The sequence below is a fragment of the Anabaenopsis tanganyikae CS-531 genome (assembly GCF_029891675.1).
In the GTDB taxonomy this organism is placed as follows: Bacteria; Cyanobacteriota; Cyanobacteriia; order Cyanobacteriales; family Nostocaceae; genus Anabaenopsis; species Anabaenopsis arnoldii.
Window position 1 is genome coordinate 1 of record NZ_JANQDF010000148.1, and the last position, 14,884, is coordinate 14,884.

Annotated in this window: 14 protein-coding genes and 1 tRNA gene; 10 read left to right on the forward strand and 5 right to left on the reverse strand. The window is 42.7% G+C overall.

Annotation, left to right across the window (positions count from 1 at the left end):
- Positions 1-124 precede the first annotated feature (124 nt).
- The 3 genes from NWP22_RS14400 to NWP22_RS14410 all read left to right on the forward strand — a co-directional run bounded on the left by NWP22_RS14400 (position 125) and on the right by NWP22_RS14410 (position 1,611).
- A complete protein-coding gene (locus NWP22_RS14400; RefSeq protein WP_280802023.1) occupies positions 125-577 on the forward strand; it encodes a hypothetical protein in 453 nt (150 codons plus the stop codon).
- A complete protein-coding gene (locus tag NWP22_RS14405) occupies positions 555-812 on the forward strand; it encodes a hypothetical protein (RefSeq protein WP_280802024.1) in 258 nt (85 codons plus the stop codon). Before NWP22_RS14400 ends, NWP22_RS14405 begins: the two co-directional genes overlap by 23 nt.
- Positions 813-897: 85 nt before the next feature.
- On the forward strand, positions 898-1,611 hold the full coding sequence (locus NWP22_RS14410) for a rhomboid family intramembrane serine protease (protein ID WP_280802025.1): 714 nt from the start codon (positions 898-900) through the stop codon (positions 1,609-1,611).
- 58 nt (positions 1,612-1,669) lie between these two features.
- Here NWP22_RS14410 and NWP22_RS14415 read toward each other — a convergent pair whose 3' ends face one another.
- Positions 1,670-2,581, reverse strand: a complete 912-nt coding sequence (locus tag NWP22_RS14415) for a hypothetical protein (RefSeq protein WP_271730492.1) — start codon at positions 2,579-2,581, stop codon at positions 1,670-1,672.
- Between the two features lie 370 nt (positions 2,582-2,951).
- Here NWP22_RS14415 and hisC point away from each other — a divergent pair, with 370 nt between their 5' ends.
- Positions 2,952-4,004, forward strand: a complete 1,053-nt coding sequence (gene hisC, locus NWP22_RS14420; RefSeq protein WP_271730509.1) for a histidinol-phosphate transaminase — start codon at positions 2,952-2,954, stop codon at positions 4,002-4,004.
- A gap of 17 nt (positions 4,005-4,021) precedes the next feature.
- Here hisC and NWP22_RS14425 read toward each other — a convergent pair whose 3' ends face one another.
- Both NWP22_RS14425 and NWP22_RS14430 read right to left on the reverse strand, forming a co-directional pair.
- A complete protein-coding gene (locus NWP22_RS14425; protein WP_271730511.1) occupies positions 4,022-5,104 on the reverse strand; it encodes a glycosyl transferase in 1,083 nt (360 codons plus the stop codon).
- 78 nt (positions 5,105-5,182) lie between these two features.
- Entirely contained in the window at positions 5,183-6,370 is a 1,188-nt protein-coding gene (locus tag NWP22_RS14430) for an aminotransferase class V-fold PLP-dependent enzyme (RefSeq protein WP_271730495.1), read from the reverse strand.
- A 78-nt stretch (positions 6,371-6,448) separates the two neighbouring features.
- On the opposite strand from NWP22_RS14430, the gene NWP22_RS14435 reads away from it, so the two are divergent.
- The gene (locus NWP22_RS14435; RefSeq protein ID WP_271730497.1) at positions 6,449-7,960 is read left to right on the forward strand and encodes a TM0106 family RecB-like putative nuclease; all 1,512 of its coding nucleotides are present in this window, start codon (positions 6,449-6,451) and stop codon (positions 7,958-7,960) included.
- 29 nt (positions 7,961-7,989) lie between these two features.
- Here the strand turns inward: NWP22_RS14435 and NWP22_RS14440 are convergent, their stop codons facing one another.
- Both NWP22_RS14440 and NWP22_RS14445 read right to left on the reverse strand, forming a co-directional pair.
- Positions 7,990-8,328 (reverse strand): HepT-like ribonuclease domain-containing protein, encoded by a 339-nt coding sequence (locus tag NWP22_RS14440; RefSeq protein WP_271730499.1) that lies wholly within the window; start codon positions 8,326-8,328, stop codon positions 7,990-7,992.
- The gene (locus NWP22_RS14445) at positions 8,325-8,615 is read right to left on the reverse strand and encodes a nucleotidyltransferase family protein (RefSeq protein ID WP_200988190.1); all 291 of its coding nucleotides are present in this window, start codon (positions 8,613-8,615) and stop codon (positions 8,325-8,327) included. Before NWP22_RS14445 ends, NWP22_RS14440 begins: the two co-directional genes overlap by 4 nt.
- 174 nt (positions 8,616-8,789) lie before the next feature.
- Here NWP22_RS14445 and NWP22_RS14450 point away from each other — a divergent pair, with 174 nt between their 5' ends.
- From NWP22_RS14450 to ftsH2, 5 genes are all read left to right on the forward strand, one after another.
- Positions 8,790-9,965 (forward strand): esterase-like activity of phytase family protein, encoded by a 1,176-nt coding sequence (locus tag NWP22_RS14450; protein WP_271730503.1) that lies wholly within the window; start codon positions 8,790-8,792, stop codon positions 9,963-9,965.
- Positions 9,966-10,078: 113 nt separating this feature from the next.
- Positions 10,079-10,152: transfer RNA gene (locus tag NWP22_RS14455), tRNA-Asp, on the forward strand.
- Between the two features lie 148 nt (positions 10,153-10,300).
- On the forward strand, positions 10,301-11,746 hold the full coding sequence (gene gltX / locus NWP22_RS14460; RefSeq protein WP_280802026.1) for a glutamate--tRNA ligase: 1,446 nt from the start codon (positions 10,301-10,303) through the stop codon (positions 11,744-11,746).
- Between the two features lie 139 nt (positions 11,747-11,885).
- Positions 11,886-12,380, forward strand: coding sequence for a hypothetical protein (locus NWP22_RS14465; protein ID WP_271730506.1), 495 nt, complete (start codon positions 11,886-11,888; stop codon positions 12,378-12,380).
- A gap of 381 nt (positions 12,381-12,761) precedes the next feature.
- Positions 12,762-14,648 (forward strand): ATP-dependent zinc metalloprotease FtsH2, encoded by a 1,887-nt coding sequence (gene ftsH2, locus NWP22_RS14470; RefSeq protein WP_271730508.1) that lies wholly within the window; start codon positions 12,762-12,764, stop codon positions 14,646-14,648.
- The last annotated feature ends 236 nt before the right edge of the window (positions 14,649-14,884 follow it).

Sequence of the window (14,884 nt, forward strand, 5' to 3'; positions counted from 1 at the left end):
GCTCAAAATACTTCTTCGTGCAGATGGTTATTCTTACTCGCACCTTGATTATATCATCACGGCGAATCAATTCGCCGTTGGCACTTCCTCCACTGTCTAAAGCCAAGTGGAGGAAGTGCCTTTTTTGCGATTTTCTTGTGATTTACAAAAAACCTCTTGGTATTCTGATCATTGGCTACAATTTACTATCGAAAATGCACTGAATACTTTTGATAGAAAGTGCGATCGCTGGCGTGAACTATACCGTGAAGCAGTTAAACAACGAGACGCAGCCAGACTGACTATTGATCGTTCTGTTGCTGGTGGTGTGAATCAAGAAGAACGGGACAACGCCAAAGCCCAAGAACGGGAAGCCCAACGACAAATAGATTTACTGATAGGATACAAGCAAGGTAACAATAATCACAAATTTGAATTTTATCCCTACCGCTACTTTGCAGCTGAGGGATTTTTACCAGGGTTCAACTTCCCCCGCTTACCAGTGAGGGCTTACATTCCTACTAATGATGGCGGTGAATTTATCTCCCGTCTCCGTGCTGTGGCTTTACGGGAATTTGCACCAGGGAACATTATTTAAATTACCCGATACGGCGCAAAAGTTCATCCCTGAAGCTGACTGTAAACCAGATTTTGTTTATGAGCAAGAGGCGATCGCAATTTTCTGTGATGGCTCTGTACATGATAGCCCTGAGCAAAAAAAACAGGACCAAATTCAGCGGGATAACCTCAGATACAATACTAGTTATCAAGTTATAACTCTGCGCTATGATCAGGATTGGCGGGAAAAATTAAATATTTTGCCCAGGTTTTAGGGGGTTTGCTCACGGTTTTAAATCCCGGAATTTCTTTAATCAATTGTTGATATGATGGGGTGGTTTGAGGCAAAACATGAGATAGATGATTCCTATTAGTGATCATATTCGGCTGCGTCATCCACCAATTGTTATTTATTGGCTGATTGGTATTAACATTGCTATATTTCTCTGGCAAATAAAACTAGGAATAACCGGGGAATTAGCATCTTTTATTGATAGCTGGGGTTTGATTCCCGCTCAGATTAGTGGTGCAATTACCCATGCTATCTATTTAAATCCAGCTGCTTGGGTGGTTGTTTTTTGGCGCTTACCTTCCCTCTTCTTAGCCATGTTTCTCCATGGTAGTATTAGTCAAATTGTCGGGAATCTGATATTTTTATGGGTTTTTGGTAAAACCTTGTCGAGTGTCATTGGTTATAAACGTGTCCTAGCTTTGTATCTAGGAGGGGGGATACTCACGGGAATAGCACAAATTATTTTAGAACCGAGTTTGACAGTACCATTAATTGGCGCAAATGGGGCGATCGCCACTATTTTAGGAGCCTACCTCAGCAAGTTTCCCCAACGTAAAATTGATACTATCATGCCCCTGTTAATCTTATACATACCAGTAGAATTACCTGCCTATTCTTACCTATTTTGGTGGTTTATACAACAGCTATTTTATGGCATTGGCAGCTTAAACATGACTGCATCCGATGTCAACTCAGGTAACTTCTCCTTCTGGGTACAATTACTAGGATTATGTCTTGGCGCTGCTGCAATTAGATACTATGAATCATCCTCTAAATCATAGGTAATGGGCGAAAATTGTTCATCTGAGTAGCCCACAGGCGTGAGCCTGTGGGCTGAACCTATTTCTCGCCGTCGTTTTTAGCCTCTGGGGACTTCTTTTTGATAATAGTTTTGGGTAGATTACTGCTGGGCTTGGTATCAACCTTTTTGGATACTGGCGGTACCGTGGGTTGATTTTTTCTAGATTCCTGCAGCGCCGTAGCTTTATCCTTTTTAGATGCTTTGAGAAATCTAGGTGCGGTTTCTTGGGGTGGCGCTAATAGGGCCACAAAACCGAAGACATTACGCCCAGGCAGAAATTTGGCTTTCAATGAGACAAATACCGCATGTCCTTGGTCTTCTTTTTCAGCTTTGGGATTAAATCGGAAAGGTCTAACCGGTGAGTCCTTCCAGAATAAGGGTAGATGGCTAGCCTTCATAAATTTGACTTTTTTACTGGCCTCCGCTTGTTTAATATATTCAAGTCTTTCGCGAGTAAAATTGCGGAAAACAGAAATACAGGGGGTTTGACAGACGGGGATAAATTGCCATAGTCCTGAGAATTTAAACTCGTTGTCTTCTAGCTCCGCTGAAACTGTCTGTTTTTCTCGCCCTCTGTCAAAGCCAACTAGCTGAAAAGTGACGCTATGGGGTTGATCTCTACGGGGAAAATGAATGACTTTAGGATAAACAACCAACCTAAAAGTACGGTTCCCAGTAGTTTCTATTTCTTTAATCAGAGCGTCAAATACTTTGCGTTTTTGGGGAATGTAAAAAAGTGGGTAATCAAAATTACCAATAGTAACAGTGTTTTTACCATCTTCATTCAGGTTGACATCTCCAACAATTACCCCAATAGCTTGAAAGATTGCTTCAGGTTCTTCAATCTCTACCTGATTTTCAGTATCGATACTTACTTCTTCAGCTTCAGGTGCGGGTTGTTGAGTTTCAGCCTCATTAATTCCATTGGGGGTAGGTTCATTAGATGACATAATTGTTAGTTTTTTTGTACAAGCAATAATTTTTTTGAGATACTATAGGCGGCATGTGACAGGCTGATAAAATCCCATAAGTACACACTAAAGAATATGAAGTCCAGGTGACTAGACTACCCTGAGTCAGGAGTTAGGGTTATGGGAGTTTCTCGCCTAGACAAAAACTAGCTCATGCTCACACCAACTCACTACTATTAAGCTAATGACTTCTCTGTGTCAAGGTTATATAGCATTTCCCATGGTCGTGAGGTACAAATTTTTTTAGTTTGAGGGAACAGGGAACACACCGAACAGGGAATAGGGAATTGGTGTGTACTTCATGAGCCTGAAAAAGGCTTTAGCTAATTTAGTTACCTAATAAACTATGATAAATAACTATTTTCGCAATCATATCAGGACAATGGCTAGCTATGTCCCCAGCGAACAACCCCAACCCGGCCTAGAGATAATTAAACTTAATAGTAACGAAAATCCTTATCCTCCTTCACCGGTGGTGCTAGACCTGCTGAAGAATATTAACGGGGAATGGTTACGACGTTATCCAGAACCTTTAGGCGGAGAGTTCCGGCGAGCCGCAAGCAAGGTTTTGGGTGTTCCCCATGATTGGATTATTGTCGGTAATGGTAGTGATGAGGTTTTGAACCTAGTAGTTAGAACCTGCGCTGAACCCGGGAGAAAGGTAGTTTACCCTATACCAACTTATGTACTATATGTGACCTTAGTACAAATACAGGGGGCAGAAATTATTGAGATTCCCTATGGAGAAGATGACAGATTCCCCCTGGAAGAACTAATTACCGCTGATGGAAATGTGACGTTCATCGCATCCCCTAATAGTCCCTCGGGGTGTATTGTCCCCATGAAAGACCTGAGAAAGCTAGCAAGCCGATTATCTGGGGTTTTGGTCATTGATGAAGCATATGTAGATTTTGCACAGGAGAATGCACTGGCTTTGGTGAAGGAATATGATAACGTAATTGTGGTTCGCACACTTTCTAAGGGTTACTCCTTAGCAGGGTTACGTCTAGGCTTCGGGGTGGCAAATCCTGGCTTACTCGATGGGTTGTTTAAGGTGAAGGATAGCTATAACATTGATGCGATCGCCTGCGCATTGGGAGCCGCAGCTATGACAGATCAAGCTTATAAAAATGCTTGTGTAGCCAAGGTGAAAGCATCACGGACTAAACTAGCCGCGGACTTAAAACAATTAGGTTTTCAGGTTGGGGATTCCCAGACTAACTTTTTATTCGTACAACCCCCCCAAGAAAATGCTCAATTCCTCTATCAACGGCTCAAAGAACGACAGATTTTAGTACGCTACTTCCCACACCCAGGACTGGATCATAAGTTACGCATTACCGTGGGTACAGACCAACAAAATCAAGTTTTAGTAGAGGCGCTCCGTCAAATTTGTTCCTAGTTAGGTTTTATTACATACTACAAACTGTGAAAATAGTCAATCACAGCCTGGGCGATCGCTTCATTACCATCTTTAGCTAAACCTTGAGATTGCTGGGGTTGCTGGGGTTCTTGACGCAAAAAATCCCAATTACCGCTAAAAAATTCCTGGGAAGTGATAATTTGATGGTGATGATAATTCACAATCCCTGCTAACAGAAAATTAGCTTCCGCGAAGTCATCCCGGGGAATGGTCACCAGAGGTATATCAAGTTTTGTCGCTTCCGCAAAAGTGCCATAACCAGGTTTAGAAACCACACGCCCACAAATAGGACTAAAATCTACTGGGCGGTATTTGGAACCGCTAACCTTTCTGACATTAGGTAAGTCTGGGGCAGATTGATCATAGATCACAAATTGCCAATCTGGAAAATTTCCTAAATTTTCGTAAGGTATTTTTTCTAACCCCAAACCGCCGAAGGTGACTAATATCGTTTTTGATTTGGGCGCAGTAATTCCCCAAGTAGCGCGCAGTTCTTCGGCAGAGTAACGAGGGTAACCACCAGTTAAGCCCACATCAGTAATATTACTAAAAGATGACATCGGCTCGTGAAAAGGCAAACGAAACAAGCGATCGCATTGAGAGTAACATTCACTAATCCAATCCGCAATGGTGATAAATTCACCCCCCCAATGTCGGTAAATCAAGTCCCAACCAAAATTACTCATCATCCAACAGGGAATATTTGCGGCTTTAGCAAATAAAGGAGCTAAAAAAGGAATATCTGCTAAAATTAAATTCACCCGGTTTTGGCGGATAAAATTGACTTCTGAGGCAATTAAGGAATTTTGACGCTGTTGAATATCCCGCAACTGTGCTAAAGTCGCCGGTTTATCCATTGTCAAACTGTCTCCCTGGACTACACCCAAATCAAAAGCCCGGGGACGATGAATAAAATCCCCCTCTATATAGGACTCTAGCAACCACCGGGGGGCGGTGGTGACCAGAATCAATAAAACTTCTGGACATAATTTTTGAATTGTTGATACCACTGAAGCCGTGCGAGTAGCATGACCGAAACCGTGGTTAGTAATTGCTACATATAAAATTGGCCGCATAATTGATAATTCGTAACGACTAATTTAAATTGGGGAAGAGGGACATAAATACAATGCTACCTTTTCCCCACTTCCTCTTACTTAAAGGCTAAACCTTTGTAAAGCCTCTATTAATTGGTCAATTTCTGCTTCTAGGGTCAAATAATGGACAGTGGCGCGGATACAGTCAGGATCAGCAATTGTTCTAGTTAATATTCTTTGTGACTCTAGGAATTGTACTAACTGCAAATGTACCCCCGATTTTTCCTCAGACAGTTGAAAGGAAACTATCCCGCTTTGGGGTGGAGATGTGCGTAAACACCGGATATTGGCTAGGTCTGTTAATCTTCTCCACAGGTATTCACTATGATCACAGATTTGCTCATAACGTTGTTGTGGGGTTCCCCATTGCTGATGAATGGCGATCGCCCCTGTCAAACCAGCATATAATGATGTTGCCGATGTCGATACTTCATATCTTCGCCCATCCGGTTGCCAACTTACCCTTTGACCCTGACTATCTACCACAATGCCACGTAAGCCGATAAATGTGGGTTGTAAATTGTCTCTAACTTCGGGACGGACATATAAACCACCCACACCCCCAGGACCACATAACCATTTATGACCCGTGAAGGCGTAAAAGTCCGCCCCCAATGCGGTTAAATTTAAAGGTAATAAGCCAACAGACTGAGCAGCATCTACCAACACCAAGGAATTATTAGCTCTGCATACTTCTATAATTTTGTCAAGGGGTAAAACTTGTCCTGTATTCCAGAAAACATGACTAAGAACTACTAAGCGGGTATTGGGGCGTAAGTGTTGAGCAACCACCGTTACAGGGTCGCCTGTGTTTAAAGTTACTTTGAGGGGACAGATAGTAACTTCCACAGCAAACCTACGGGCGATTTCCTGGGAAATAGCAATTACTCCTGGGTGTTCACAGTCCGAGAGTAGCATATGGTCACCCCCACGCCAATCAATACCCCACATGGCAATATTACAGCCAACGGTAACATCTTCTGTGAGGGTAATAGTTTCTGGTGGTGCTTGCAACTCACAAGCCAAAGCTTCCCTAAGACTTTGCTTTGCTTGTGCAACTAGGGCGTAAGCTTGATTACCAAAAGGTCCCGCTTGTTGGGTATCAGCTTCAGCTTGAGTAATGGCATCCATTGCCCCTTGAGGCATTGGCCCCTGTCCACCATAATTAAAATAAATCTTATTTCCCAAAGCGGGAAATTGTGCGCGATGTTGATGTAATTGAGTTTCTGTAGCCAAAATATTTGTCATAAATAGCAATTTTGCTCACAAACCAGTTTACTCTCCGGCTCATGACCAGATTTTTGAAATTCTTGTTAACTTAAAGGAATGTTAATCAATGCTGAACAATTACTGCAATATCAACGCTGCAAACGCCGACCTGTCCTAGATGCTCAGGGCGATAGACCCCAGCGGGATGCTGCTAATGAGTTGCTACTCAAGTTACAACAAGACAAGGCCGCCCATCGTACCAGTATTTTGGCAGAGTTGGGCGATTATTACAAACCAGATTATCCACGAGGAGACTGGGAAGCAGCTCAAGCAGCGACTTTAGAATTAATGCAGCGTGGGGTTGAGTACATTTATCGCGGTGTACTCTTAGCTGAGTACTATGATTTGGTAGCTCCTACTCCTGAAGATGTTTCACTTTCCCCAGAATATACAAAATACACTTTTCTTAGTCGTCCTGATTTACTGGTAAAACAGTCGGGACAATCTCGGTTTGGGGATTGGATGTATGTACCCGTAAATATTGAATTGGGTAAGCGTCCTAAGCAAGAATATCAAGTTGTGGCAGCGTTTCACGCCCAAGTATTGGCTAAGGTACAGGGTATCATACCCGAAAACGCTTGGCTACTGTTGCGGACAAAAAACAGAGATTATGCAGTGGATTTAGATAAATGGATTCCACAAATGCAAAGCATTTTACTAGAGTTTCTCCACGACTTACAGTTACCCTCACCACCAGAAGTATTTATTTCCCGCCAAAAGTGCAATCTTTGCCACTGGTATAATGACTGTTATCAGGTCGCTCAATCACAGCAACACCTTTCTCTGTTACCAGGGGTAACACCCCTGCGCTACGACCAACTTCAGGCTTTATCTATCACTACCCTAGAATCTCTAGCTCATACTACCCCTGAGACTTTAGAAAACCTTCCTGGTTTTGATGGCGCAGTTGCAGCCAAACTTATATTACAAGCCCAATCTGTACTCCACAGACAACCTTTGATGTTACCCCATGGGTTACCAAAAGAAGATATTCTATTTACCGCTCCTGTAGAGCTTTATTTTGATATTGAAGCCCAGCCAGATTTGGATTTAGATTATTTGTTGGGAATTTTGGTGGTTGACCAGCAAGCCAAGACGGAAAAATTCTATTCCTTTATCGCCGAAAAACCAGAAGAAGAAGAATTAATTTGGCAGCAATTTTTAGATTTGGTTTGGCAATATCCCCAAGCACCAATTTATCATTTTTGCGTCTATGAAGTTGATACTGTCAAACGCCTAGGGAAACTCTACCAAACTCCTAACTCCCTAGTCTATCCTGTTTTGAATCGGTTTGTTGATGTCTATGAACAGTTAACTAAAACCGTCGCTTTACCCGTAGAAAGCTATGCACTTAAAGCGATCGCCCGTTGGTTGGGCTTTGAGTGGCGGGAAAAAGAAGCTAGTGGTGCTAAGTGTATTTATTGGTATGACCAATGGTTAGAAACAGGCGATCGCACTTTACTCGAAGTGATTCAAAGTTATAACGAGGATGATTGTCGAGCTACCCGTAATGTTAAGGATTGGCTAGTTACCTTTTTTCAAAATCATACCCATCCCCCACTTCCTTAATTTTACCCATTGAGCTAAACTGCTGCACTTCAATCACCCATATTCTGCAAAATTTCCTCAATAGTCCCTTTCAGTTCTGGCAAATTTTTCTCAACAACTCCCCAAATAAGATTTAAATTTACCTTTAAGTAATCGTGAATTAGTACATCTCGAAAACCTGCTATCTGTTGCCATTGTATCTTTGGGTAAGATATTCTGAGTTCAGCAGATAATCTTTTTGTAGCTTCGCCAATAATTTCAAAATTGCGAATCACAGCATCTTGAATCATGGGTGTTTGCATGAAAGCTTCCCGTCCTTCAGATGTATAAGATTCAATTCGCTCAATACATTCCTTGATATTGCTTAAGTATAGGCGGTTATCCCTCACAAAAAAACTGCTTCCTCCAAAACTCTTTCCCGGATCACCTCGTGTAAGTTGTCTGGTTCAGTGATATCTACCTTACGTCCGAGCAATTCCTCCAAGGATTGCATCAAAGCAATTTGGTCTAATAAAGTTCGTTGTGGTTCAATTTCCATCAGAAAATCTATATCACTATCTACTCTTGCTTCACCTCTGGCTATAGAACCAAAAACACGTACATTATATCCTCCATACTCAGCAGCAATCCTCAAGATTTCTTCACGATGAGCCGTGAGTATCTCATCAATTCCCATAAACCCACTCCTGAAATCAATAGGTATTTTGCCAAAAACATTTTCTTTTTGTAAATATACTCTCTTCAGCCTCTTGAGTTAACTGGCATAATTAATTACAAGTTCAACATTCCACCGCCTATATATTCTATCAAAACCTAGCGGGAGGGTGAGAACCCCCATAATCAAAATAATATGCAGCTAATTAAAAAACTTTTATCATTCCCTGGAATCATTGCCATTAGTCTGACAATCATCTTGGTCACCCCACTGCTGAATAATTCACAATTATACGCAGCCGAAATTAGTCAGATAGAATTTATTGGTGAAGCAATTTTACCTCATAATTCCACCCTGAAAAACAACGCAATTGGCGGATTATCTGGAATTACTTACGACCCCAACAAAGATGTTTATTATGCTATCTCCGATGACCGGGGACAAAAAGCCCCCGCTCGATTTTATACCCTGAAGATAGACTTGAGTAAAGGTAAACTGCAAAATGGCGATGTTGTTCCCCTGGGTGTGACCACACTTTTAAATCAAGATAATCAACCCTTTCCTCCCGGTGAAACAGATACAGAAGGTATTGCTGTAACTAATCGGGACACTGTATTTATTTCTTCCGAGGGGGATGGGAGACAATTAATTAATCCATTTATTCAAGAGTTCGCCCTGGACTCGGGTAAATTGCTGACAACATTACCCATACCAAATAAGTTTTTACCAGACAAAAACGGTCAGCAAGGTATCCGCAATAACTTAGCCTTTGAAAGCCTCACCATCACACCTAACCATCAGTATTTATTCACCGCCACAGAAAATGCTCTGATTCAAGATGGCCCAGCTACTAAACCTAATGTTGGTACTTCTTCGCGGATTTTACAGTATAATCTCTTCACTAATCTACCAGAAAAGGAATTTTTATACCCAACTGAACCAGTAGGACAAATGCTCAATGTTACTGGTAGGTTTAGTAGTGGATTACCGGATTTACTAGCATTAGATAACCGCGGACATTTCCTGAGTATAGAACGCTCTTTTACTGGGTTGTTATTTGCTGTTTCTCTATTTGAGGTTTCCCTAGAAGGTGCTGATGATATTCAGAATATTAACAGCCTTTTAGCAGTGGACTCACAGAAAATTAAACCCGCAGAGAAAAAATTGCTCTTAGATTTGACAAGTCTAGATGTAGTTTTAGATAATATCGAAGGTTTAACTTTTGGACCGGATCTACCTGATGGATATCGTTCATTGATTTTGATCAGTGATAACAATTTTAATTCATTCCAGCGCAACCAATTTCTGGCTTTTAAAGTTAAGATTGAGTCACCGCTGATGAGACTATTGCGCCGGTTAATCAGGCGGTAACAACCCCGGCTAACTAGAAGCGCCAAACCAGCCAGAAAAAAAATCTGATTTTTTTGCAAAAAACACTTGACAATTATCTAAATAAGAGGTAACTTAAGAAAGTTGGAAATCAAGGGACTGTAGTTCAACTGGTTAGAGCACCGCCCTGTCACGGCGGAAGTTGCGGGTTCGAGCCCCGTCAGTCCCGTTTGGGTTACGAGCAATAATTTATAAATCCCCTGCAGCATAATATATGTATTTGGGGATGTTTGTCTATGGTGCTGAGTCCTAAAACTGAGGATTTCAGTCTAGATATAAGCTACATTGATGATGCTTTGTGAAAGAGAGAATTAATTGTGACTGTTAGAGTCCGGATTGCGCCGAGTCCCACGGGGAATTTACATATTGGTACAGCCAGAACCGCTGTGTTTAATTGGCTATTTGCTCGCCACCATGGTGGGAGGTTTATTTTACGAGTTGAAGACACAGACCTAGAGCGATCGCGTCCCGAATATACCGAAAATATTCTGGCTGGTTTTCGCTGGTTGGGGTTAAACTGGGATGAAGGGCCATTTTTCCAATCCCAACGCCTGGATATGTATAAAGAGGCGGTGGAAAAACTTCTAGAACAAGGATTAGCCTATCGTTGCTACACCACCTCAGAAGAACTAGAAGCACTACGAGAAGCCCAAAAAGCCACAAACCAAGCTCCCCGCTACGACAACCGTCACCGCAATCTGACACCAGAACAAGAAGCAGCCTTTAAAGCCCAAGGGCGCAGCTGTGTGATTCGGTTCAAAATTGCTGATGAGCGAGAAATTGTCTGGAATGATCTAGTTAGGGGAACAATGACATGGCGAGGTAGTGACCTTGGTGGTGATATGGTCATCGCCCGCGCTTCAGAAACAGGTATTGGTCAACCACTGTACAACTTTGTGGTTGTAGTTGATGACATAGATATGCAAATTAGTCATGTTATCCGCGGAGAAGACCACATAGCCAACACCGCCAAACAAATTTTGTTATATGAAGCTTTAGGAGGTAAAATTCCCGAATTTGCTCATACACCCCTGATATTAAATATGGAAGGGCGCAAACTTTCCAAACGGGATGGAGTGACTTCTATTTCTGACTTTCAGAAAATGGGCTTCACCTCTGAAGCTTTAGTCAATTACATGACCTTACTGGGGTGGTCGCCACCGGAATCAACAGAGGAAATCTTTACCTTAGAAACCGCAGCCGAACACTTTAGCTTTGAGCGGGTGAACAAAGCTGGAGCCAAATTTGACTGGGCAAAGTTGGATTGGTTAAATAGTCAGTACCTCCATCATATGCCCCTGGAGCAACTGACAGATTTAATCATCCCCTTTTGGGAAGATGCTAAATTTACCTTTGAGGGAGGACGAGAACGCCCCTGGTTAGAGCAGTTAGTCACTTTAATCAGCCAGAGTTTAACTCGTCTGACAGATGCGGTGGAAATGAGTAGACCCTTTTTCACTCAAACAGTAGAATTTACCTCAGAAGCTAGGGAGCAACTACAAAAAGAAGGTTCAGAGGTTGCTATTCAGGGAATTATCGCAGCTTTGGAAAATCACCCCCATCTGTCAGAAACAACCGCCCAAGAAATCATTAAACAAGTGGTAAAAGAGCAAAAACTTAAAAAAGGCTTAGTTATGCGATCGCTCAGAGCGGCCTTAACTGGAGATGTTCATGGACCTGATCTAATTCAATCTTGGTTACTGCTCAATCAGATTAGTTTAGACAAACCCCGTTTACAGCAAGCCATGTCCGCAGCCAATTAGGCGCTTTCAGAACAGGGGACAAGAAGACCGGGAGAAATTTTTGATAATTTTCCCTGCTTTTCCCAGTCCCCAGCAGTAAATTTCTCTCATTTTGGGAACTTGCTGTGTAAAATTAGTGTCCACCAAAACCTAATCTTTAATGTCGAAAATAGTGATCAACCAAGGGATAAGATTATTCTTGATCATATTTGTACTGGGCACCACATCTGTAATTCAAGACATAGCCAATGCCCAGGAAACACCACCGATATTTGGGGACATCACTATCAACCGAGAATTTTCTCCAGATCCAGTGAAAGTACGGGGGATGAGTGGGGGTTCACTACCAGCAAGACAAATTGCGGGGCGGTCTCAAACAGCCACTGGTGCCTGTACCGGATTTTTCCACCTCACCCCCGGACATACATTAGAGTTAAAAACTGGATTCGACTATTTGAAATTATTAATACAAAGTCCTCAAGACACCACCATGATTGTCAAAGGACCTGGCGGAACTTGGTGTAATGACGACTTTGATCGCGAAAATCCCGGCATAGTGGGGGAGTGGTTACCCGGAATATACCAAATTTGGGTGGGTTCATACCAAAAAGACAAGTATTTCCCTTATACATTACACATCACCCAAGTTAAGTAAAGACAAGGTGAATACCTACTGGGGAGAGGGGGGAATTCTTTGTTTCAACACATCCACAACTATTGTTTCAAAGCCTCACCGACTTTGAAACAATTTTTTCAGAAATGTTGAAATCCTTGCCATGACAGGGATATAGGGGTTATGGGCATTTTAATTTTCTTTTCGTCGCCTTAGTTTTTCACGCTTGATGCAAAGTTGTATTAAAATTAAGTTAACTTTAATTAAGATACTTTTTGATATCGCCGTTAGTCCCCTATGGCTACAGCGATTTATGATCAAAGATCAAATTAAACAAAATGGCATACCTAACCTAGTCACAGATGATGGCATCATCAGTTTCTACGGAAGGTTAATTGTATTGGCATCTAGAGGCAAATTAAAATGAAATTCTCCTGGCGAGTCGCGGTACTCTGGACATTGCCGGCTTTAGTGATTGGCTTTTTTCTCTGGCAAGGCGCTTTTGCTGGCAATACCGCTGAAATGGGTAAAAATGCAGCTAATACCCGTATGACCTATGGCCGCTTCCTGGAATACCTAGACGCTAACCGTGTTAATAGTGTCGATTTGTATGAAGGTGGCAGAACAGCAATAGTGGAAGCCAGCGATCAAGATATCGAAAATCGCGTGCAACGGTGGCGGGTGGATCTGCCAATTAATTCTCCTGAGTTAATTACCAAGCTCAAAGAGAAAAACATCAGTTTTGATGCCCACCCCATGCGGAATGATGGCGCTATCTGGGGACTGTTGGGGAATCTGGTTTTTCCCATCCTCTTGATTACAGGATTGTTCTTTTTGTTCCGTCGCTCTAGCAATATGCCCGGTGGTCCTGGTCAAGCGATGAACTTTGCTAAATCTAAGGCTCGGTTTCAAATGGAAGCCAAAACAGGGGTGAAATTTGACGACGTAGCAGGTATTGAAGAAGCTAAAGAAGAACTGCAAGAAGTCGTTACTTTCCTCAAACAGCCAGAACGGTTTACCGCTGTGGGCGCACGCATTCCTAAAGGGGTGTTGTTAGTCGGTCCGCCCGGAACTGGTAAAACCTTACTCGCCAAGGCGATCGCCGGGGAAGCTGGTGTACCTTTCTTCAGTATTTCCGGTTCAGAATTTGTAGAAATGTTTGTCGGTGTGGGTGCCTCCCGTGTCCGCGATTTATTCAAAAAAGCTAAAGACAACGCTCCCTGTATCATCTTTATTGATGAAATTGACGCAGTAGGAAGACAACGGGGTGCTGGTATTGGTGGCGGTAATGACGAAAGAGAGCAAACCTTAAACCAATTGCTCACGGAGATGGATGGCTTTGAAGGTAACACCGGTATTATTATTATCGCCGCTACCAACCGTCCCGATGTCCTAGACTCAGCATTATTGCGCCCCGGTCGCTTTGACCGCCAAGTTACTGTAGACGCACCAGATATTAAAGGGCGTTTGGAAGTCTTACAAGTCCACTCCCGCAATAAGAAACTTGACCCTACTGTATCTTTAGAAGTCATCGCTCGGCGCACTCCTGGTTTCACAGGTGCGGATTTAGCCAATTTACTCAACGAAGCCGCCATCCTCACCGCCAGAAGACGCAAAGAAGCCATCACCCTCAGTGAAATTGATGATGCAGTAGACCGGGTAGTGGCTGGTATGGAGGGTACTCCTTTAGTAGATAGCAAGAGCAAACGCTTGATTGCTTACCATGAGGTAGGACACGCTTTAGTAGGGACATTGTTAAAAGAACATGACCCCGTACAAAAGGTTACCCTTATCCCCCGTGGACAAGCACAGGGTTTAACTTGGTTTACCCCCAATGAAGAACAAGGTTTAATTTCTCGTTCTCAACTCAAAGCTAGAATTACCGGTGCGTTGGGTGGTCGTGCTGCTGAAGAAGTGGTATTTGGCTCTGCGGAAGTCACAACTGGCGCAGGTGGCGACTTACAGCAGTTATCCGGAATGGCTCGCCAAATGGTGACCCGGTTCGGAATGTCTGACCTAGGTCCGCTGTCTTTGGAAAGCCAACAGGGAGAAGTATTCCTAGGTCGTGATTGGACAACCCGCTCTGATTATTCAGAATCTATCGCCGCTCGCATTGACTCTCAAGTCCGCAAAATCGCCGAAGATTGCTACGAAAACGCCAAGAAAATTATCCGCGACCACCGCACAGCTTGCGATCGCCTAGTAGATTTACTCATCGAAAAAGAAACCATTGACGGCGAAGAATTCCGCCAAATCGTCGCTGAGTACACTGAAGTACCCGAAAAAGCTCAGTATGTACCACAGCTGTAAAGCTTATAATTGAATTTGACAGCAATGGGGATGGTTAAGACCGTCCCTATTTTTTTTACTCAGATCCCGGACTTTAACTAAACTCCCGTAATTCTCCATGACAGAATTTACCAACTACATCGAAGACCTACAAACCAACATCAAACGCGGTGGAGAACGTAGTCATTACCCCAGCTTAAAACGACTGATTGAAAGTTTAATGATGGGAATTTACGCCACAATTGAAGAAAAAGGTA